We start from the raw sequence: 20,006 nt of genomic DNA on the forward strand, positions 1-20,006 counted from the left end.
GTCTCCGGTTACGGTTGCGATGCGAATGTCATGGGCCGCCCGAGCGGCGTCTTTGCGGATGCGGGCACGCGGGCGCCGCGGAAGGTCAGCCGCATGGTCTCGAAATAGAGCTCCTCGACCTTCATCCCGGGCGGCAGCCGGCCGGCCAGATGCAGCACGATCACGCCATGCGACGCCGCCCACAGCGCATTGCCGATGATCTTGGGATCGCCGCGCACCACGCCCGCCGCAGCGAGGTCCTTCACATGCCGGGTCACCGTCTCGCCGGCGCGCTTGCCGGCACGGCGCAGCTCGGGATGCTTGGCCTCGTCCGGCGGATCGAGGTCGAACATCAGCCGGTAGGCGTTGGGATTCTTCAGCGCGAAATCGAGATAGGCGCGGCCCACGGCGCGGGCCCGCGCGAAGGCGTCGTCGCCCGAGGCGAAGGCCGCCTCCAGCGCATCGGAGAACCGGTCGAAGGCATCGGCCCGCGCAAAGGCGAGGATCTCTTCGCGATCCGCGAAATAGCGGTAGAGCCCCATCGGACTGCGCCCGAGCTTGCGCGCGATGTCCCGGATGGTGATCGCGCCGACCCCGCCTGCCGCATAAAGCGCCGTCGCCGCCGCGCCGATCTTGGCACGCACCGCTTCGAAGTCTTCGGAGGACAGCTCTTTGGGCATGGAGTCTCGTACAGCGTACGCGTACCTTGTACGAGACTGTGCAGGCAGTCAACATCCCTGCCAGCTTCTTCACCACCGTCATGGGCGGGTTAAACCTGCCCATGACGACCTCTTTTGAAATTGAATTGAGTCCAGACCCTGGTGCACGTAGAGCCGCGGAGGATCACCGCTCCGCAATCTCCGCGTGAGCCGTCGCAGCGTGAGACTGGAAAATTCCCGCTTGCGTTGCATCGGACTGTTGTATACAAGTAACAGTTGTGATCAAGGAGCAACATCACCCCGGCGGCAGGCCAGCCAGAAGGGCGCGAGGCGAGCGACACCGCCAGGAAGACCGCGAGCATACAGGGCAAGGGCGCGCGCCTCGCTGCGCCCGTGCGGTGAACGGCACGGTGGCCGCGGGAGCATGAGGGTGCTCTCCCGGCCGCCCGAACCGGATGCCGCAATGCCCAGGGTGGCGAAGCGAAGGTGCTTGCGGTCGGCCGTCCGGTCTTCCGCCTGCCGGCCTGTCGAGCTTTGAAGCCGGGGCGGGCTCGTGCCTTGCGCAAACATCATCTTTCGACGCCTGCGCGACGCGATGCCCGCCTTATTTTTTGGGACCCGCCCGCGTAGTTTCGAATCATGATCGTCCGCCGGATTCTCCTCAGCGCCGTCCTCGCCGTCATCGTCCCCGCGGCGCGCGCCGCCGATGTCGAGACCGTCGTCGTCACGGCGGCACCGCCCGATCCCGTCGGCAACGCCGCTTTCTCTGTCGTTACCTTGGATGCCAGGGACCTGCACAATTCCACCGAGCTCGACAGCGCGCTGTCGCAGGTGCCGGGTCTCTCGCTCTTCCGCCGCGACTCCTCGCTTTCGGCCAATCCGACGACACAAGGCGTCAGCCTGCGCTCCATCGCGCCGTCCGGCGCGGGGCGCGCCCTGGTCACGCTCGACGGCGTGCCGCAGAACGATCCCTTCGGCGGCTGGGTGATCTGGTCCGCCCTGCCGCCCGAAGACATCGGCGGCGCTCAGATCGTGCGCGGCGCCGGCGCCGGCCCCTATGGCGCGGGGGCGCTCACCGGCGTCATCGCCCTGAACGAAGCGCGCGGCGACGGCCTCGTCGCTGCCGACGCCTCGCTGGCGCAACGCAATGGACGGCGCCTCGCCGCCGCGGGCGGCACGACCGTCGGACCGGTCACGCTGTTCGCCAGCGCCTCGGACGAGGACAGCGATGGCTGGATCCCGGTCCTGCTGCCGGATCGCGGCGCCGCCGACGATGCGGTGACCTATCACGCGCGCAACGCCTCGCTGCGCGCCGAAGCGACGCCCTGGACCGACACGCTGGTCTCGCTGCGCCTCGGCGCCTATGGCGAGAACCGCGATTCGGGCTTGGTGGGCTCGACCTCGTCGGCCGACGGCGTGACGGCCAGCCTGACCGTGGCGCATCCCGAAAGCGGCGACGATCTCGGCTGGCGCCTGCAGGCCTGGCTGCGCAATTCGGATTTCTCGAACATCTCCGCGACCGTCAATCCGCCGCATCGCGCCTCGACGACCGTGAGCAACGACCAGTATTCGACGCCGTCCCTGGGCTGGGGCTTCAACGCGGCGTTGCGCGGAAGCTGGTCGCGGCTCGACTGGGAGATCGGCAGCGACGCCCGCTTCGCCCAGGGCGATTCCAAGGAGCATTTTTCCTTCGTGGCGGGTTCGCCGACCCAGGGACGCATCAGCGGCGGCCGCACCTTCGTCGGCGGCGTCTACGTCGAAAGCGCCCTGCATCTGGACGGCCTGCTGCTGACCGCGGGTCTGCGCGCCGATCAATGGGCCTCGACCGGCGGCCATCTGATCCAGACGACCCTCGCGACCGGCATCGTGTCGGTGAACCAGACGACGCCGTCGCGCAGCGGCATCGTGCCGACCGCACGCCTCGGGTTGCGCCAGGATCTGGGCGCGGGCTTTTATGTCCGGTCCGCGGCCTATGGCGGATTCCGCGCGCCCTCCCTCAACGAGCTCTACCGCCCGTTCCGCCTTGGCAACAATCTCACCGAGGCCAATCCATCGCTCGCGCCCGAAAAGCTCTACGGCGCCGAGATCGGCCTGGGCCAGGAGGGCGAGACTTTTTCCTGGGACGCGACGGGCTTCTACAACCAGCTCCACGGCGCCATCACCAATGTCACGGTCGGCCGCTGCCCGTCGCCGGATCCGGCGGTGGTCTGCCCCATCGTGGTGCCGGGCGTCGGCACCGTCACCAATGGCGGCACGCTGATCCAGCGCCAGAACGCCGGCAACATCCTCGCCTACGGCATCGAATCCGACGCGCAGTGGCATGTCGCGGACGGGTTGTCGCTGCATGCGGCCTTCGACTATGTCGACGCCCATGTCGAAGGCGGTGCGGCCGCGGCGCAGCTCACCGGCAAGCGGCCGTCCCAGGCGCCGCGCTTCACCCTCACCGGCGGCGTCACGGCGGTGCCGTTCGCGCGTCTGACGCTCACCGCCGATCTGCGCTACGAGACCCTGCGCTATGCCGACGACCAGAACACGCTGGTCCTGCCCGCAGCGACCACGGTCGATGCCCGGATCGCCTACCGGTTGTGGGACGGGCTCAGTGCGTATGTAGCGGGCGACAATCTGCTCAACGCCCGCGTCGCGACCACCGAGAGCGCGGACCTTGTGACGAACTATGCATCGCCGCGCATCCTGCGGGTCGGACTTTCCTGGACGGAATGACGCGCGCGAAGCGCCGCACGTCCCGCTATAGTGCGGGCCGCTCCTGATCCGGACCCATCATGAAGAAAATCCATCCCGATGCGAAGACCGCGCTCGACGGTCTGCTGTTCGACGGCATGACCATCATGTCGGGCGGCTTCGGCCTGTGCGGCATCCCCGAAACGCTGATCGCCGCCCTGGTCGCGTCGGGGGTCAAGGACCTCACCGTGATCTCGAACAATGCCGGGGTCGACGATTTCGGCCTCGGCCTGCTGCTGCAGACCCGCCAGATCAAGAAGATGGTCAGCTCCTATGTCGGCGAGAACGCGACCTTCGAGCGGCAATACCTGGCCAAGGAGCTCGAGCTCGAATTCAATCCGCAGGGCACCCTCGCCGAGCGCATCCGCGCGGGCGGCGCCGGCATCCCCGGCTTCTACACCAAGACCGGCGTCGGCACGCTGATCGCCGAGGGCAAGGAGCACAAGGAGTTCGGCGGCCAGACCTATATCCTGGAGACCGGCCTCGTCGCCGACCTCTCCATCGTCAAGGCCTGGAAGGGCGACGCCCAGGGCAACCTCGTCTTCCGCAAGACCGCGCGCAACTTCAACCCGATGATGGCGACGGCCGGCAAGGTCACCGTGGCCGAGGTCGAGGAGATCGTGCCCGTCGGATCCCTCGATCCCGACACGATCCACACGCCGGGCATCTACGTGCAGCGCATCCTGGCCGGTGCGGCCTACGAAAAGCGCATCGAGAAACGCACCGTGCGGGAGAACGCCTGATGCCCTGGACCCGCGACGATCTCGCCAAGGTGGCCGCGCGCGAATTGCGCGACGGCTTCTACGTCAATCTCGGCATCGGTATCCCGACACTGGTGGCGAACTACATCCCGGCCGGCATGGACGTCACGCTGCAGTCGGAGAACGGCATGCTCGGCATGGGACCGTTCCCGCGCGAGAACGAGGTCGATGCCGACCTCATCAACGCCGGCAAGCAGACCATCACCGAGCTCGACCGCACCTCGTATTTCTCCTCCGCCGACAGCTTCGCGATGATCCGCGGCGGCCATATCGATCTGTCGATCCTCGGCGCGATGGAGGTGTCTGAGACCGGCGACCTTGCCAATTGGATGGTGCCGGGCAAGCTGGTGAAGGGCATGGGCGGCGCGATGGATCTCGTCGCCGGCGTCAAGCGCTGCGTCGTGACGATGGACCACACCGACAAGGCGGGCAATTCCAAGCTGCTCAAGGCCTGCACCTTGCCGCTCACAGGCCAGCGCTGCGTGCACCGGATCGTCACCAATCTCGGCGTGTTCGACGTGGTGCCGGGCGGCCTCAAGCTCGCGGAGCTCGCGCCCGGCGTGACGCAGGACGAGATCACGGCGAAGACGCAGGCGACGCTGGTCCGGTAGCGTCGCCAGAGGCGCGCTTCACGACAAAAGCAGGATGATCTCCGGTCCCAGCAAGAGACCCGATTCAGCCGTCCGGGCAGGTACGACGCGTAGGCTGGGACTGGCCCAAGGCAGCCTTGCCTGCGGTCCATTGCGGTTGGCCGATGTCGCCAGTGGCGACTGGATTTTCGTCTGCATGAGGATCTCCTTATGGGTTGTCCATATGCAGTACTGCTACCTGTAGTTGTGTTAATACACGGATAACGCCTGTATAATTAACCGTTCCATTAAAATCTTACGCAATGCCTGCGCTCATGGTCCGCTTACGGTCAGGCCGGCTGCTTCTAGCCGCTCCAGCACGCCGCCCTTGCGCAGGAAGAAGCCCATCGGTAGCACCGCGAAGGTCTTGCCCGGCTTGTTCAGCGCCGCGAGGATCGCTTTCGCCATGTCGCGGTTCGCGGTCTCGCGCAGGACGCTGTAGGCCGCGTTCTGCCCCAGGCAATCGTCCAGCCGCGTCTCGAAGTAATGCGCCTTGACGCCGGCGAGGTCGCCGACCGCCCAGGCATTGGCGGCCGCCACGGCATGCGTCGAAGCGGTATCGACGTCATTGATCGCGAAGTCGAGGCAGGCGCGATGGGCCTCCGGCGTCATCTTCGGGATGTCGTGGACGACGCCCATCGCCGGGTATACCGCGACCGTCTGCGTCGGCACGCCTTCGTGGCTGGCGAGGCTCTCCATCGTCTTTTGCGGGCCGTTTGCCGTGAGCTGCGCGAAATCCCAATAGTCGCTTTCCAGGCGGAGTGCCGCGACGCCGCCAAGAAATTCGCTATAGCGGTCCGCGTCGCGTCCGATGCGGGTGCGCGCGGCGATGAAGCGCGTCCTGAGCGGCTCGGGCAGCGTCGACTCCAGCGTCGTGCCATCCGGCTGCTCAAGCGTGTCCATGTGCCAAGTCCAGAACCACAGCCCCTCGACGATGCCCACTTCGGCGCGCGGCGGAAGCAGCATGGCGCTCGAGCCTTTCAGCAGGGCCGCGACTTGGCTGCTGTCCCATTTCATGTCCTTCGGCACCGGCGAGACCGTCGGAAGGATCCAGACCTCGGCACTGTTCCTCGCGACATGCCAGAGCGCAGGCCCGCCGTTGCCGGGCGTGACGACCACCGTCTCGACATTCGACCAGTCCTGCACCGGCGCGCCGCTCGGCGCCTGGGCCAGCGCCGGAGCGAACACGGCCGCGAGTCCGAGAGCGGCAACACGAAGTTTCATGGCTCCTCCACGCGCATTTCGAAGAAAATTCGACGCCAAACAGATGCAATTGCGCGGCTTTGCCTTCAACCCGGCGTAACGCCTGCCGCTCTAGCGTCGAAGCCAGCATATCCGGCCGGCGCGTCCGGCCAAGGGGGCGACATGCATGTCCTGGTATTGGCGTCGCAAAAGGGCGGCTCGGGCAAGACCACGCTGTCGGGCCATCTCGCGGTCGAAGCGGTGTCGGCGGGCATCGGTCCGGTGGCGCTGATCGACACCGATCCGCAAGGCTCGCTCTCGCATTGGTGGAACGCGCGCCAGTCGCCGACGCCGCATTTCGCCAAGGTCGGCCTGTTCGAGCTGGGCGAAGCTTTGGCGCAGCTGCGCAATTCCGGCATCCGCCTCGCCGTGATCGACACCCCGCCCGCGATCACCGCCTCGATCTCGCAGGTGGTCGCCTTTGCCGATCTTGTCGCGGTGCCGACGCGGCCGAGCCCGCACGACCTGCGCGCCGTCGGCGCCACGGTCGACATCGCCGAGCGCCATGGCAAGCCGGTGATCTTCGTCATCAATGCGGCCACGCCGCGGGCCCGCATCACCGGCGAGGCGGCGGTCGCGCTCTCGCAGCACGGCACCGTCGCGCCGGTCACGCTGCATCATCGGGTGGATTTCGCCGCCAGCATGGTGGACGGCCGCACCGTCGGCGAGGTCGTCGCAAAGTCGCAATCGGCCAAGGAAGTGCGCGATCTGTGGCTCTATATCCAGGACCGTCTCTCGCGGCTTACCGGCGATCCCAAGCTGCTGCCCGAGATACGTCCCGTCCATTTCGCGATCGACGCCTTGTCGCCCTCCGACGAAATCCGCCCGCCGCCGGTCCTTGTGCCGGAGCGCGCGGAAGAGACCTCGTCGATCCCGCCGCCGCTGCTGCCCGAACGCCGTTTCGTCGGCGAGCGCCGCACCAGCCTGGCGCCGTTCGGTGGTGCCGACCGCCGCGCCCATCCCTTCGGCCGCCGCGCCAGCGACCGCCCGCAATAGGAGACCCGTGTGAGCTCGCAACGCTTTGCGCCCATCACCTCCGCCCTGTTCGCCCGCAAGGGCGACGCGACGCCGTCGGCCGTCCAGGCCAAGCCGTCCCTGCTTTGGACCCGCGAACCACCGCTCGCCGACCCGCCGCCGGCCGGCAAGCCGCACCGCATGATGGTGACGCTGAGCCCTGCCGACTTCGAAAAGCTCGGCATCGCCGCGGTGAAAAAGGGCGTGACCCGGCATCAGATCCTGCACGTCGCGCTCGATGCGCATCTGGAGCGCCTCAAGCGCGAATATGGCGGCTGCGGCTGTATGGCGCTGGGCGGCGGCTGCACGGAGGACTGCGGCGCGCCATAATTCGGGGCGCAAACGCTGCGGCGCCGCATTTAGGCGCCGAACGGCACGATCTTGTTGCCCGCGTCGTGTCCGATATCGGCGGCGCCGAGATAGGCGATGCCCGAAACATCGCACCAATGCCGCACGATCTCTTCCGGCGTCTGGCCGAATTCCGGATCGTTGGGCGGTATGTCGCTGACCCGCCCCAGGCGGATCCCGGCGACCTTGCGCATCTCCGCCGTCGACGTCACATGAAACATCAGACGGTCGAGGGCATAAAGATGCTCCGAAACCTCTTCGACCATCACCACATGTCCCGCAAGATCGGGCATCAGCGGCGTGCCGACCAGCATGCTGAGGATGGTGAGATTGAGCGCGACGGCCGGCCGCGTCCCGTCCAGCGACGGCTCCAGGGTACTTCTTTCCTTGTCGACCAGCCACGACAAGACACGCTTCACAGCCGTCTCGCCATGCGATCGCCGCATGTCGTGAGGGATCGGTCCATGCGCGGCGCGAAAGCCGTGCTTGTACAGACCCGCCAGCAGAAAGCCGCCGTCGCTATAGCCGAGATAGGTCTTGTCCCGCGCGACCGGCGACAATCCGGCCAACACCGTCTCCGCGATGCGGCCCGAGCCGTAGCCGCCGCGCGCGAACCACAGCGCGTCGAACGCCGGGTCGTTGGCATATTCGAGGAACGCTGCCGCCCGCGCCGCGTCGTCGCCGGCGAAATGCCCCGACGATAGAAAGCACTGCGGATGGAAGACAACGTCTGCGCGGTCGCCGAAAGCGTCGCGCGCAAGCGCGGCCACTTGGCCGGCCGTATCGGGATGCAGCCGTGCCGCCGGTGCGACGATGCCGATCCTAACCTTCGCCAAATCCGATCCGCCCATGCCCTTGTTGTCATCGCTGCCTTCGGCTTATAGCGTCCGGCGATGACCTCAGACAGGCCCTACTTTTTCTGCGGCGTCGGCGGCAGCGGCATGCTTCCGCTGGCGCTGATCCTCAAGGCGCGCGGCCGCACGGTCCGCGGCTCGGACCGCGCCCTCGACCAGGGCCGCCTCGCCGAAAAGTTCGACTACATCCGCCGCGCCGGCATCGTACTTTTCCCGCAGGACGGCAGCGGCGTGACCGGTGCCGACACCATCGTCGTCACCTCCGCCGCGGTCGAGGAGACGATCCCCGACGTCCAGGCGGCGCGCCGCATCGGCGCCGGATTGATGCTGCGGGCCGAGCTGCTGTCGCAGCTCTTCAACGAAGCGCCCAACGCGATCGGCGTCGCCGGCACCTCGGGCAAGTCCACCACCACCGGCATGATCGGCTGGGTCCTTTCGGCCTGCGGCCTCGATCCCACGGTGATGAACGGCGCGGTGATGCGCAATTTCGCGACGCCCGAAGCGCCCTTCGCCAGCGCCCTGGTGGGCCATGGCGATCTCTTCGTCAGCGAGGTCGACGAAAGCGACGGCTCGATCGCCCGTTATCATGCGCGCATCGCCGTGCTCAACAACATCGCGCTCGACCACAAATCGATGGACGAACTGCGCGCGCTGTTCCGCGCGTTCGTCGCGCGATCGGAGATCGCGATCCTCAATCTCGACAACGAGGAGACCGCGGCGCTCGCCGCGGAGCTGCCGGCGGCGCGCCGCCTGACCTACAGCATCGCCAACACCAAGGCCGATCTCCTGGCACAGGACGTCCAGCCGCTGCCGGACGGCATCGCCTTCACCGTCAGCGAGCGCAACGGCGCCAGCGCCGTGCCGGTCCGCCTCGAAGTGCCCGGCCGTCACAATGTCTCCAACGCATTGGCGGCACTCGGCGCGGCGCGCGCCGCCGGCGTCGCGCTGGCCGAGGCCGCCGAAGCGCTGTCGCGCTTCGCCGGGATCCGCCGCCGTCTCGAAGTCGCCGGAACCGCCGGCGGCGTCACGGTGATCGACGATTTCGCGCACAACCCGGACAAGATCGCCGCCACGCTGGCTACTTTGCATGACTTCCCGGGCCGCCTGCTCGTCATGTTTCAGCCGCATGGCTTTGGACCCCTGAAGCTCATGAAGGATCAGTTCATCGCGGTTTTCGCCAGCAATCTGGGGCCTGCCGACGTCCTCCTCATGCCCGAGCCGGTCTATTTCGGCGGCACGGCGGACCGCAGCGTTTCCTCGGTCGACATCGTGCGCGGCGTTGAAGCGGCGGGGCGCGAGGCTTACGTCTTCGCCGATCGCGAGGCGTGCCTGCCCAAGCTGCTCGAATTGGCGGCCGACGGCGACCGCATCGTGATCATGGGTGCGCGCGACGACACGCTGTCGCAATTCGCGGCTTCTTTGCTGGCGCGGCTGGCGAATTGATTTTCAAGGCGAGGGCGCATGAGCGGTGAAGGTCTGGCGACGCGGCGGCTGCCCCTGCCGACCATTGTCGTCTTCTCGTTCTCGATAATGCCGGTGGCCTCGCTCGGCGTCGTGCTGTTCGTTTATCTGCCGCCCTATCTCGCCGGTCATCTCGGCATGTCGCTCGGCGCCGTCGGCGCCATCTGGGCTTCGGTGCGCATCGCCGATCTGTTCGTCGATCCGCTGCTCGGTCATCTCATGGACCGCACGCAGACCCGCTTCGGCCGCTATCGCGTCTGGCTCGCCGCCGGCGTGCCGGTCTTCATGCTGGCGACCTACATGCTGTTCCTGGCGCCCAAGGGCATCGGCCGCGTCTATCTGTTCGTCTGGCTGTTCGTCTATTACCTGGGCAATTCGGTGCTCACGCTGTCGCAGCAGGCCTGGAGCGCGACGCTGGCGACCGCCTATGACGAGCGCAGCCGCGTTTTCGGCATCGGCGTCGCGGTCGGCGTGGTGGCCACGGTCGCCACGATCCTGATCCCGACATTGGCGCCGCTCTTCGGCCTCAGCAACGCGCAGGGCGTGCAGGCGATGGGGCTGGCGATGGTCGTCCTGACGCCGGTCTCGGTCTGGCTGGCGGTGTGGCGCACGCCCGAGCGGATCAACCGGACGCTCGATCACCGCTTCGAGCTGAAGGACTATTGGGAGATCGTTTCCAAGCCCGAAGTCGTCCGTCTGTTCCTCGCCCAGGTCGCGCTGACTCTCGGTCCCGGCTGGATGAGCGCGATGTATCTCTTCTATTTCCACGATGCGCGGGGCTACACGCTTCAGCAGTCCTCGATCCTGCTGCTTGTCTATATCCTGATCGGCGTCGCCGGCGCGCCGCTCACCGCGAAGCTCTCGGCCCGCATCGGCAAGCATCGCGCGCTGATATTCACCACCATCGCTTTCTCGCTGGCATTGCTCACCATCCCGCTGGTGCCGTGGGGCAATCTCTATGCGGCGATCCCGATCATGGCCTGGTGCGGCTTCATGGCGGCCGGCTTCGGGCTCACCATCAATGCGATGATGGCCGATGTCGGCGACGAGATCCGCCTCCACCAGGGCAAGGAGCGGGTGAGCCTGCTCTATTCGCTGCTTACCTTCGCCGCCAAGCTCACGGCCGCCTTCGCCATCGGCCTGTCGCTCCCCCTGCTGCAATTCTTCGGTTACACCGCCGCGGAGGGCGCGCACAACACGCCGTCCGCCATACGCGCGCTCGAATGGATATTCGTCGTCGGTCCGATCCTGTTCGTGATGCTGGGCGGCGTCTGCGTCCTGGGCTGGCGTCTCGATGCCGCGCGCCATGCGCAGATCTGCAAGGAGCTCGATGCCCGCGACGCCGCGGCGCTCGGCGAGGCGGCGCTCGTCGGCGGTCTCGGCGCGGCACCGGTCGTGCTCGCCGCCGAGGAAAATTGAGCTACGGCGTGGCCTCGTTCGCGGCCTTCGCGGCGTCGTTCGCCGGCTCGGCGTTGAACCCAGCCTGCGTGATGACGACCTTATAGGTCGCGCCCTCTGCGAGCGGCATGTAGTTCGCCGAGCCGAAGCGCCGGTCTTCGGTGTAGAAATTCGCCAACAGCCAGTTCACCCAGCTCTCCGGCATGTATCTGTCGACCGCGGGCTTGCCCGCGAGATCGCAGGACGTGATCGGCTTGCCGTTGCCGCGCTCGGCCGTCGAATATTTGTTGGACACCTGGTCCAGCGTGTAGGTCGCGTCCAGCCCCAGCACGTTCGCCCAGGCCTTCCACTTCTGCACCCGTCCCCCGATCAGCCACTCGTCGCCTTGGATCGTGCAGGTCTGCGTCGGAATGTTGCCGTCCAGCCGCTTGACCGTGACCTGGTAGAGGCTCTGCGCGGGATTGACCGCTTTGACGCTCACCTCGGCGACCGGTTTTTCGTATGTCAGCCGGGAGAAGAGCTGCATGTTAAGGCCGACGAGGCTCAGCGCCAGGCCGATCGCGCCGATCGTGGTGCCGCCGACGACATGCCGTCCGCCGCGCCCGACATGGCCGCGGAACAGATGCCCCGCGCCGCTCACGATGAAGAGGCCGCCGAACACCGCGACCAGTGCCGGTATGATCCACCAGAAAATCCCCACGGCTACCTCCAAAGGACACGCCCCGGAAACATTCTAACCACAATTTGTGGCAGAATCCCGGGCTGGTTAAGGAATGGTTTCGTCATGGATAGAGTTGCATTGATAACGGGCGCCGGCAGCGGCATCGGCCGCGCCGTGGCGCTGGCCTTCGCCGCCGACGGATATGCGGTGGTCCTCGCGGGCCGGCGGGCCGGTGCGCTGGAGGAGACCGCCGCGCTGGCGCCCGGCAAGCCCATGCTCGCCGTGCCCACGAATGTGGTGGATGCCGACGCGGTCGCGGCGCTGTTCGGGGCGACGAAAGCCCGCTTCGGCCGTCTCGACGTGCTCTTCAACAACGCCGGCACCGGCGCGCCGCCCGTGCCGATGGAGGATGTGACGCTTGCGCAGTGGCAGGCGGTGGTGGATGTGAACCTGACGGCTCCGTTCCTCTGCACCCAGGCCGCCATACGCCTGATGAAGGCGCAGGACCCGCGCGGCGGGCGCATCATCAACAACGGCTCGATCTCGGCCCATGCGCCGCGGCCTTATTCCGCGCCCTATACCGCGACCAAGCACGCCATCACGGGGCTCACCAAGGCGACCGCGCTGGACGGCCGCGCCTTCGATATCGCTTGCGGCCAGATCGATATCGGCAACGCCGGCACGCCGATGACCGCCGCCATGGCCCGCGGGGTGCCCCAGCCCGACGGCACGCTGATGCCCGAGCCGGTGATGGACGTCGATGCGGTGGCGAAGGCGGTGCTTTACATGGCCAGCCTGCCGCTCGACGCCAACGTCCTGTCGATGACCGTGATGGCCACCAGGATGCCGTTCGTGGGGCGGGGTTAGAGGCGAGCCGTTCCGTTCTCTCGCAGCAGCGCGCGAAACGCCCTGTCCCGCTTGAGGAAAATCTCGCGCCGCATCGCGCCGTTGCGGGTGCGATGGCGCTCGGCATAGATCAGAACCCATTTGCCGCCGCGGGTGAACTTCGCGCCGGTGCCGCCATTGTGCTGTGCGATCCGTCGCGCCAGGTCGAGCGTCCAGCCCACATAGGTCCGCTTCGGCGCTTTCTTGCTGAGCAGGACATAGACGAACGCCGCCATCGTCAGGCCGCGTGCTTGAGCTCGCCCGCGCGCCATAGCGCGGTCAGTGCGGTCTCGACCTCGCCGGCGCGGGTCATCCGGCACAGCCGCGATTTCGCGGCGCGCCGCGCCTCCGGCGAAGCGGGCAGGGGAGCGCCCTCGACATACCAGCCCAGATGCTTGCGGAAGATCTTGAGGCCGAGCGTGTCGCCATAGAAGCGTAGCGAATCGCGCAAATGCTCCAGCACGATGCTCAGCCGCATCTCCAGCCCCGGTTCGACGACTGCGCCGCCCTCGCGCAGCGCGCGTTCGATCGCCGCCGCGATCCAGGGCTTTCCGTAAGCGCCGCGTCCGACCATCACCGCGTCCGCGCCCGATTGCGCCAGCGCGGCGCGCGCATGCGCGGCATCGACGATGTCGCCATTGACGATCACCGGCACGCGCACCGCTGCCTTCACGTCCGCGACGGCGCGCCAGTCGGCGCGGCCGCCATAGAACTGCATCCGCGTGCGGCCATGGATGGTGATCGCCTTCACGCCCAGCGCCTCGGCGCGGGCCGCCAGCTCGGGCGCGTTCCTGGACGCATCGTCCCAGCCCAGCCGCATCTTCAGCGTCACCGGCCGCGACGTCGCGTTCACCGTCTCGCCGATCAGCCGTTCCGCCAGCGCCATGTCGCGCATCAGGGCCGAGCCCGACGCTCCGCCCGTCACTTCCTTTGCCGGACAGCCCATGTTGATGTCGATGATGTCCGCGCCGGCCGCCTCCGCCATGCGCGCGCCCTTCGCCATCCAGTCGGCGCGCCGCCCGACGAGCTGGATCACCGTCAGCGGCAGCCCATCGCCCACCGCCGCGCGCCGCACCACATCGGGCCGTCCGCCCGCCAGCAGTTCGCAGGCCACCATCTCGGTCGCGACATAGGCCGCGCCCAGCCGCGACGCCGCACGTCGGAACGGCAGGTCCGACACGCCGGTCATCGGCGCGGTCAGGACCCGTCCGGCGATCGCGACGCCGCCAATGGAAAATCCGTTCGTCATGGGGCGCGGACCATATCAGAAAATCCCCGCCGTCGAGACCGCGCTTGCGGGGCTGGCGCGCCGCGCCTGTTGTTGGCAAGCTCCACGGCGATGTGGAAGGCTATCTTCGTTTATGCAGTCCTCCTCGCCGCCGGCGCCTTCGCGCTCGAATGGCTGCAATACAAATATGTCACGCGGGTCTTCGCGACGGAGGTCTATGTCGTCCTGATCGCGCTGGGCTTCGCCGGGCTCGGCTTGTGGACGGGCTATCGCCTCACCCCCCGGGGTGCCGCTGCGCGGTTCGAGCGGAACACCGCGGCGCTCCGTTCGCTGGGCGTCACCGACCGGGAATATGACGTGCTCGCGTTGCTCGCCACCGGCCAATCGAACAAGGAGATCGCACGCAGCCTCGGCGTGTCGCCGAACACGGTCAAATCCCACATCCTGCGGCTGTTCGAAAAGCTGGAGGTGCAGCGCCGCACCCAGGCCATTCACAAGGCCCGCGAACTTCGTCTTGTCCCCTAGGCGGCCCAAGAACGGGCGAATTCCGCCATTTCACCCTTTCGGGCGATATCAAAAGCCCCGGTCCTGCCGCTAGCGTCGTGCGTCGTTCAACCAGGGGGATTACCGTTCATGTTCAGGACTTCGCTGCTTTACGGCTCCATTGCGGGCTTCATCGTCATCGGCGTGCTGATCGCCGGCATCACCGTCCTCAGAGGCCAGAGCTTCCTGTCGACGGAATGGTTCGGCTATCTTTCGATGATCGTGGCCCTGTCCATGATCTTCCTCGGCGTCCGGCGCTACCGCGACCGGGACCTGGGCGGGGTCATTAAATTCGTTCCGGCTTTTCTTCTCGGCCTGGGGATCGCCGTCGTGGCGGGCGTCATCTACACGGCGGCCTGGGAGGCCTACCTGGCCTCGACCGGCTATCATTTCATGGACGCTTATGTGGCGGGCATCATCCGGGCGAAGCGGGCGCAAGGGGTGTCCGGCGCCGCGCTCGCCGCCCAGATCGCGCAGCTCGACGCGATGAAGGCGCAATATGGCAACCCGCTGTTCCGCCTGCCGATGACCTTCCTGGAGATATTCCCGGTCGGCCTCGTCATCGCAGTCATCTCGGCTGCGTTGCTGCGCAATCCCAAAGTCCTGCCGGCGCAGGCCTGACGGCGCCGGCGATTACGACGCGGGGGCGACCGAGATCAGCTGCATGTTGAACACCAGCGTCTGGTTCGGTCCGATGTCCGCCCCCGCGCCTTCCGCGCCATAACCGAGATCGGATGGGACCACGATCTGCCATTCGTCGCCCGCATGCATGAGCTTGAGTGCCTCGACCCAACCCGGGATCAGGCGGCCGGCGGGAAAGCTCGCCGTGTCGCCCGGCTTGGTGCGGTCGAAGACATGGCCGTCGATCGTCCAGCCCTTGTAGGTCACCGTCACGACATCGGCCGGGCTCGCGACCTGCTTGCCGTGCCCGGACGTGATGACGCGGTATTGCAGCCCATCGGGCAGCGTCACCACATCCTTGCGCGCGCCGTTGTCGGCGAGGAATTTCTGGTTGGATTCCGCCGACAGATCGTAGTGCCGTTCTTCCGTGCTCTTGCCGCAGGCGGACAGCAGGAGGCCGGCCACCGCCAGCGACGCGACGCTCTTCAGGATATGCATGGTGAATCGCTCGTCTTTCGAAACGCGCGGCACCTTATCGCAAATGGCCGCGCGGAACAGCGCCGGCCTTCACTCGGCCTTGCCGCGCAGCCGGTAGCTCACCATCCCGATCCATTCATGCAGCGCACGGTCGATATCGGTCAATCCTTCCGAAGGATAGCCGATCCGCAGCGCGCCGCCGCCGGTGGCGGATATGTAGTCCGACGGCCACGGTACCATCTTCCAGCCGAGCTTCTGCGCGATCGCCATCGCCCGCGGCATGTGGATCGCCGAGGTCACCAGCACCCAGGTCTCGCCGTCCTTCGGGTGCAGCAGCGCTTTGCAGTTGACGAGGTTCTCTCCCGTATCGCGTGATGTCCGTTCGAAGATCGTGCGCCCCGGCGCGACGCCGAGCGACAGCAGCAGCGCTTCGGCCGTCTCGTGTTCCACCTCCTGCTGCAGCGGCGTCCGGCCCGAGGTGCCGGAGAACACCAGCTTGGCCGCCGGAAAGCGCCGTGCGAGATCCGCCCCGGCGATCATGCGCATCGTGCTCGCATTCTCGCCCGTCACGCCGCGGCTGCGGAAGATGCGCGGGTTGAGGCCGCCATCGAGGATCACGATGCCGTCGACCTGTGCGGGCAGGGGCGGCCGCGGATAGCGGTTCTCCAGCGGCCGCGCCAGCATCTGGTCCAGCGGCAGCACCAGCAGGCACAGGAGCAGCACCGTCGCGCCGATGGTCAGGCCGCGCTGCAGCGCCGCCTGCTGGAAATGCCCCGCCACCAGTCCGCCGATCAGCAGATACAGCACCCAGGCGAGGGGATCGAAGAGGTAGCGAGTCAGCAGGAGGTAGAGCATGGCGGACTCCAGAGCGCGCAGACGGTGGGATGCAACGAGTGTGCTGGATTGTGACAGATTTTTTGCGACAAAAGCCGTGGGCCGCAATCCCGAAAGTCGTATACAAAGACCATAAGATCGAAGCACCGGCAAAGACGGAGCGCGCAATGTCCGACGGCTGGCGGTCGAAACTGGAGCGAACCGCCCAGCGCATCGAGCACGCCGCCGACGATCTTGAATCTGGCAACCGGAGTCTTGAGCGCCTTTTGAGGCCCTTGCTGTGGCCGCTGTCGCTTCTCAGCGTGCTTGCCGCGGTCTTCAGCGTCATCGGCGAGAACTGGTGGGCCGCGGCGATGTCGACCGCCCTGGCGTTGTTCGGTCTGGTGACGCTGCTTAGTCGACACCGTCGGTGACGTCCGGCATGCGCCGGAACGGGCGGACCGTCACGCGGTAAAGGTGCAGGGCATCGGCCCCGAGATGCCGTGCGCCGACGACCGGTGCTATCACATAATCGACGACGCCCATCACCGTCGCGGCGACGTGACCCAGGCAGTGCTGCCAGAACGCGCCGGTCCCCGGCAGGCCATGCGCGATGACGACGCCATCGAAGCACAGCCAACCGAGCACGAGCGCGACCAGCGCGACATAGCGGAGGGCCTGATATGCCAGGCGGACCAAACCGATCAGAAGACGAGTCATGGGAACACCTCTTTCCTTACGACTTCCCAGTGCTGCAAGTCTCCTGCATGCGAGTGTCACAAAAGCTGCAAATCCGCGAATTTATCTTTACAAAACAGAGGTTTAGGGTGCCATTTTTTGGCGATACCGGGACAAAAATTCCGCTTTGTCACACGAATCGGCGGTGGTGCATTCGAAGTGCTTTGCGCAAGGCGGAATTGGCGCGCGGACGGCGTTGTTGGAACATGGGCGGCAAAATTCGCCGGCCGCCGGAGAAACAGGCAGTGCCCGCCAAACGTGCGGCCGGCCGGCGGTTGTCGTCTGCCGTTTGTTTCTTTTGATGAATTCCGAAAGAATTCGTAACGCACTGCAAGAATTTCGATTGCTGTTGCAATAATCGGAAGGCCGCACAATAATTTTTGCTTGATCGTTATTTTTCCGGAAACGGGACGAATAATTTTGTCCGACGAGCAGAAAGAACATCCGGTGGGGAGGCCACGCAATTCCGCCAATCGTACGCCCGCTCCGACGGACGTGCGCAAAGCGCCCGCCCCGCCGGCCAAGATCGGGCAGGCGAACGATCAGAATCGTGCCCTTAGCCTGCTGACCGTCGTGGGGCTCAAGCGCCTGGGCGCCAGCTTCTACGTCCAGAAGCTGCTGGACCGCATCAATGCCGAACTGCAAGGGGAGGGCGGGATCAAGCGGGCCCGCTTCGATAATTTCCTGGCAGGCGGAGCAAATCTGCCGGATGCCGCATTCCACGTCTTGCGCCGGATCGTGGTGGACGAGATCACGGCCCAGCAAGGCGACCATACGATCATGGGCGACCTGCGCCTGATGCGTGCCCTGCTCGCCGAGCTCGGCCTCGACCGGCGGCATTTCACGGTGGAAGACGACCAGGTCCATCTCGATCGCGATTTCTTCCGCGCGATGAATATGAAGATCGAGGACCAGAAGCCGGTTTCGCTGCTGGAGCGGATCGGCGGCTACTGGTTCCTGGTGCGCTACTCCACGGACGAAAGTCCCGGCACCGGTCCTTCGGTCTACAACGTCTCGCTGCTCATGGTGCAGGAGCTTCGTTACATGCGGCTGTCGGAAGAGGTGGACGAAGCGGTCCATACCGCGATCCCGCATTTCTCGCTGCGTTCGCGTTCGGGAGAAGCCGGCAGCGGCTCGCGCAACCAGACCTATCGCGGCCGTGTCGTGGAGACGGCCAACGCGATCAACTTCATCGGCAACCGGGTGGACGCATCGAAGGTGCTGACCATGACCTGGTGGCTGCCGAGCCCGGCGCATGAGCGGACCAAGCGGGCCAAGGAAGCCTATGGCGTGATCACCACCGGCAGCGCGGACGATTTTTCGATCGCCGGTCCGGTCGGCGGCTGCGCTGTTCCCGAAGCGAAGGATATCACGGCGCTGAAGGCATCTCTCAGCGAGGATCAGCGCGCCCGCAGCGAACAATTGTCGATGCTGTACGGCGACCAATATCGCGGGCTTTCCGGGCTTATCGGCAAGCATCCGGAAGACAGGCTGTTCGATAAGCTTGGGCCGGTTTGCGGCCGCGACACGGTCGAGAAGATCGTCGCCGAACTCCGGCGGGCGCGCGAGAGCGCTGCGAAGGGCGAGATGGGCGGCTATTACCGGGCGCGCAACGTCGAGTAGGCTGCCGCCACCCGACGCCCGCTTTTCCCATCCGGCTACAGGATATCGCCACCCGTCGCCGACGCCGTCGTGCCATGTGCCTTGTACGCCTTGATGACGTTGCGGCCCGTCGTCCATTTGTGGACTTCGTCCGGCCCGTCGACCAGGCGCTGCGAGCGGATATGGGTGTACCAGGCGGCCAGCGGCGTATCCATCGAATAGCCCAGCGCGCCGTGCAGCTGGATCGCGGTATCGACGACCTTGTGCACCATGTTCGCGAGGAACACCTTGGCGATGCCGTTCTCGTTGCGCAGGTCGAGACCCTTCTCCGCCTTGTAGGCGATGTGGATCAGCATCAGCCGCGCGATGTAGAGCTGGCTGGCGCATTCGGCGAGCATGAACTGCACGCCCTGGCGGTCCGACAGCGGCTTGCCGAAGGTCGAGCGCTTGGTGACATGCGCCACGGCGAGATCGAGCGCGCGCTGCGCCATCGCGACGTTGTGCATGCCGTGCCGCAACCTTCCATAGGCGAGGCGGTGCTGCCCCATGTTGAAGCCGTTGCCCTCGCCGCCCAGAAGGTTCTCCGCCGGGACTTCGAGATCGGTGATTTCGATCTCCGAATGCCCGCCGCCCAGGATGTGGCTGAGCGGCCCCTCGACGGCCATCGTCTTGATGTCGCGCTTGATCTTGTAGCCGGGGTTCGGCAGCTCGACGAGGAAGGTCGAGAACTGCTGGTGCCGCGGCGCATCGGGATTGGTCTTGGCCATCACCAGCGCGATGTCGGCCACAGACGCGGCGGACGAGAACCATTTCTCGCCGTTCAGCACATAGGTCGAATTGCCCTTCTTCTCCGCCCGCGTCTGCATGCCGGTGGCGTCGGCGCCCGCCGCCTTCTCGGTCATCGAATAGCAGATGCGCTTCTCGCCGTTCAGCAGCGGCTTGAGGAATTTCTCCTTCTGGAACTCCGTGCCGTTCTGCAGCAGCGTGAGCATGGTCGCATCGTCGGGTCCCTGCGTGTTCATCGACAGCGCGCCGAGATAGCTCTCGCCCAGCTCCATCTGCACCAGTGCATTGGCGAGCGGCCCCAATCCCATGCCGCCATATTCCTTGGGAATGAATGGGCACCACAGGCCCTGTGCCCGCGCCTTGCTTCGCAGCTCGCCGAGCGTCGTCTTGTAATCGGCGCCGGCAAGCAGTTTCTCCTGCGCCGGAATGCATTCGTCATGCACCCATTGCCGGACCTTTTCGCGGATCGCCTTGGCGTCCGCCGGAATCTCGAAGTCGATGGCCATTGTCTTTTCCTTCCCTGGATGATGATGGCGCGGACTGTAGAGCCAAGAGCGTCCCCGCTGCC

General features: G+C 66.3%; 23 protein-coding genes. 12 read left to right on the forward strand and 11 right to left on the reverse strand.

What is annotated here, in order from left to right:
• Positions 1–8 precede the first annotated feature (8 nt).
• Positions 9–659 carry a TetR/AcrR family transcriptional regulator gene (locus tag WDM91_18900; protein ID MEI9996674.1) on the reverse strand — a complete coding sequence of 217 codons (651 nt, stop codon included), beginning with the start codon at positions 657–659 and terminating at the stop codon, positions 9–11.
• Positions 660–1,277: 618 nt separating this feature from the next.
• On the opposite strand from WDM91_18900, the gene WDM91_18905 reads away from it, so the two are divergent.
• The 3 genes from WDM91_18905 to WDM91_18915 are packed head-to-tail and all read left to right on the forward strand — an operon-like array spanning position 1,278 to position 4,749.
• A complete protein-coding gene (locus tag WDM91_18905) occupies positions 1,278–3,359 on the forward strand; it encodes a TonB-dependent receptor (GenBank protein ID MEI9996675.1) in 2,082 nt (693 codons plus the stop codon).
• A gap of 56 nt (positions 3,360–3,415) precedes the next feature.
• A complete protein-coding gene (locus tag WDM91_18910; GenBank protein MEI9996676.1) occupies positions 3,416–4,120 on the forward strand; it encodes a CoA transferase subunit A in 705 nt (234 codons plus the stop codon).
• Positions 4,120–4,749: a CoA transferase subunit B gene (locus WDM91_18915; GenBank protein ID MEI9996677.1), complete on the forward strand. Its 630-nt coding sequence runs from the start codon at positions 4,120–4,122 to the stop codon at positions 4,747–4,749. Before WDM91_18910 ends, WDM91_18915 begins: the two co-directional genes overlap by 1 nt.
• 291 nt (positions 4,750–5,040) lie before the next feature.
• Here WDM91_18915 and WDM91_18920 read toward each other — a convergent pair whose 3' ends face one another.
• Positions 5,041–5,991 carry a TraB/GumN family protein gene (locus WDM91_18920; protein ID MEI9996678.1) on the reverse strand — a complete coding sequence of 317 codons (951 nt, stop codon included), beginning with the start codon at positions 5,989–5,991 and terminating at the stop codon, positions 5,041–5,043.
• Between the two features lie 141 nt (positions 5,992–6,132).
• On the opposite strand from WDM91_18920, the gene WDM91_18925 reads away from it, so the two are divergent.
• Both WDM91_18925 and WDM91_18930 read left to right on the forward strand, forming a co-directional pair.
• A complete protein-coding gene (locus tag WDM91_18925) occupies positions 6,133–7,005 on the forward strand; it encodes a ParA family protein (protein MEI9996679.1) in 873 nt (290 codons plus the stop codon).
• Positions 7,006–7,014: 9 nt separating this feature from the next.
• Positions 7,015–7,353, forward strand: coding sequence for a hypothetical protein (locus tag WDM91_18930; GenBank protein MEI9996680.1), 339 nt, complete (start codon positions 7,015–7,017; stop codon positions 7,351–7,353).
• A gap of 29 nt (positions 7,354–7,382) precedes the next feature.
• Here the strand turns inward: WDM91_18930 and WDM91_18935 are convergent, their stop codons facing one another.
• Positions 7,383–8,207: an LD-carboxypeptidase gene (locus WDM91_18935; GenBank protein ID MEI9996681.1), complete on the reverse strand. Its 825-nt coding sequence runs from the start codon at positions 8,205–8,207 to the stop codon at positions 7,383–7,385.
• Between the two features lie 57 nt (positions 8,208–8,264).
• On the opposite strand from WDM91_18935, the gene WDM91_18940 reads away from it, so the two are divergent.
• Together WDM91_18940 and WDM91_18945 are read left to right on the forward strand one after the other, a co-directional pair.
• On the forward strand, positions 8,265–9,668 hold the full coding sequence (locus WDM91_18940) for a Mur ligase family protein (protein ID MEI9996682.1): 1,404 nt from the start codon (positions 8,265–8,267) through the stop codon (positions 9,666–9,668).
• A gap of 18 nt (positions 9,669–9,686) precedes the next feature.
• The gene (locus WDM91_18945; GenBank protein MEI9996683.1) at positions 9,687–11,105 is read left to right on the forward strand and encodes an MFS transporter; all 1,419 of its coding nucleotides are present in this window, start codon (positions 9,687–9,689) and stop codon (positions 11,103–11,105) included.
• A 1-nt stretch (position 11,106) separates the two neighbouring features.
• Here WDM91_18945 and WDM91_18950 read toward each other — a convergent pair whose 3' ends face one another.
• Positions 11,107–11,784 carry a hypothetical protein gene (locus WDM91_18950; protein MEI9996684.1) on the reverse strand — a complete coding sequence of 226 codons (678 nt, stop codon included), beginning with the start codon at positions 11,782–11,784 and terminating at the stop codon, positions 11,107–11,109.
• Between the two features lie 84 nt (positions 11,785–11,868).
• On the opposite strand from WDM91_18950, the gene WDM91_18955 reads away from it, so the two are divergent.
• Positions 11,869–12,612, forward strand: a complete 744-nt coding sequence (locus WDM91_18955) for an SDR family oxidoreductase (protein MEI9996685.1) — start codon at positions 11,869–11,871, stop codon at positions 12,610–12,612.
• Here WDM91_18955 and WDM91_18960 read toward each other — a convergent pair.
• The gene (locus WDM91_18960) at positions 12,609–12,866 is read right to left on the reverse strand and encodes a GIY-YIG nuclease family protein (protein ID MEI9996686.1); all 258 of its coding nucleotides are present in this window, start codon (positions 12,864–12,866) and stop codon (positions 12,609–12,611) included. The two genes, WDM91_18955 and WDM91_18960, sit on opposite strands and share 4 nt — an antisense overlap.
• 2 nt (positions 12,867–12,868) lie before the next feature.
• Positions 12,869–13,879 (reverse strand): tRNA dihydrouridine synthase DusB, encoded by a 1,011-nt coding sequence (gene dusB / locus WDM91_18965; GenBank protein MEI9996687.1) that lies wholly within the window; start codon positions 13,877–13,879, stop codon positions 12,869–12,871.
• A 90-nt stretch (positions 13,880–13,969) separates the two neighbouring features.
• Between dusB and WDM91_18970 the strand changes: the two genes are divergently transcribed.
• Positions 13,970–14,383, forward strand: coding sequence for a response regulator transcription factor (locus WDM91_18970; GenBank protein ID MEI9996688.1), 414 nt, complete (start codon positions 13,970–13,972; stop codon positions 14,381–14,383).
• 108 nt (positions 14,384–14,491) lie between these two features.
• Positions 14,492–15,022 carry a DUF4199 domain-containing protein gene (locus WDM91_18975; GenBank protein MEI9996689.1) on the forward strand — a complete coding sequence of 177 codons (531 nt, stop codon included), beginning with the start codon at positions 14,492–14,494 and terminating at the stop codon, positions 15,020–15,022.
• 12 nt (positions 15,023–15,034) lie between these two features.
• Here WDM91_18975 and WDM91_18980 read toward each other — a convergent pair whose 3' ends face one another.
• On the reverse strand, positions 15,035–15,520 hold the full coding sequence (locus WDM91_18980) for an FKBP-type peptidyl-prolyl cis-trans isomerase (protein MEI9996690.1): 486 nt from the start codon (positions 15,518–15,520) through the stop codon (positions 15,035–15,037).
• A gap of 69 nt (positions 15,521–15,589) precedes the next feature.
• Entirely contained in the window at positions 15,590–16,354 is a 765-nt protein-coding gene (locus tag WDM91_18985) for a YdcF family protein (GenBank protein MEI9996691.1), read from the reverse strand.
• A gap of 146 nt (positions 16,355–16,500) precedes the next feature.
• On the opposite strand from WDM91_18985, the gene WDM91_18990 reads away from it, so the two are divergent.
• The gene (locus WDM91_18990; protein MEI9996692.1) at positions 16,501–16,746 is read left to right on the forward strand and encodes a hypothetical protein; all 246 of its coding nucleotides are present in this window, start codon (positions 16,501–16,503) and stop codon (positions 16,744–16,746) included.
• On the opposite strand, the gene WDM91_18995 is transcribed toward WDM91_18990, so the two are convergent.
• Together WDM91_18995 and WDM91_19000 are read right to left on the reverse strand one after the other, a co-directional pair.
• Complete coding sequence (locus WDM91_18995) at positions 16,727–17,032, reverse strand: hypothetical protein (GenBank protein ID MEI9996693.1); 306 nt, start codon at positions 17,030–17,032, stop codon at positions 16,727–16,729. The genes WDM91_18990 and WDM91_18995 overlap by 20 nt on opposite strands.
• A gap of 56 nt (positions 17,033–17,088) precedes the next feature.
• The gene (locus WDM91_19000) at positions 17,089–17,553 is read right to left on the reverse strand and encodes a hypothetical protein (protein MEI9996694.1); all 465 of its coding nucleotides are present in this window, start codon (positions 17,551–17,553) and stop codon (positions 17,089–17,091) included.
• On the opposite strand from WDM91_19000, the gene WDM91_19005 reads away from it, so the two are divergent.
• Positions 17,546–18,673 carry a hypothetical protein gene (locus tag WDM91_19005; protein ID MEI9996695.1) on the forward strand — a complete coding sequence of 376 codons (1,128 nt, stop codon included), beginning with the start codon at positions 17,546–17,548 and terminating at the stop codon, positions 18,671–18,673. The genes WDM91_19000 and WDM91_19005 overlap by 8 nt on opposite strands.
• 35 nt (positions 18,674–18,708) lie before the next feature.
• Here the strand turns inward: WDM91_19005 and WDM91_19010 are convergent, their stop codons facing one another.
• Entirely contained in the window at positions 18,709–19,944 is a 1,236-nt protein-coding gene (locus tag WDM91_19010; protein ID MEI9996696.1) for an acyl-CoA dehydrogenase family protein, read from the reverse strand.
• Between the last annotated feature and the right edge of the window lie 62 nt (positions 19,945–20,006).

The sequence above is a fragment of the Rhizomicrobium sp. genome (assembly GCA_037200385.1).
Lineage (GTDB): Bacteria > Pseudomonadota > Alphaproteobacteria > Micropepsales > Micropepsaceae > Rhizomicrobium.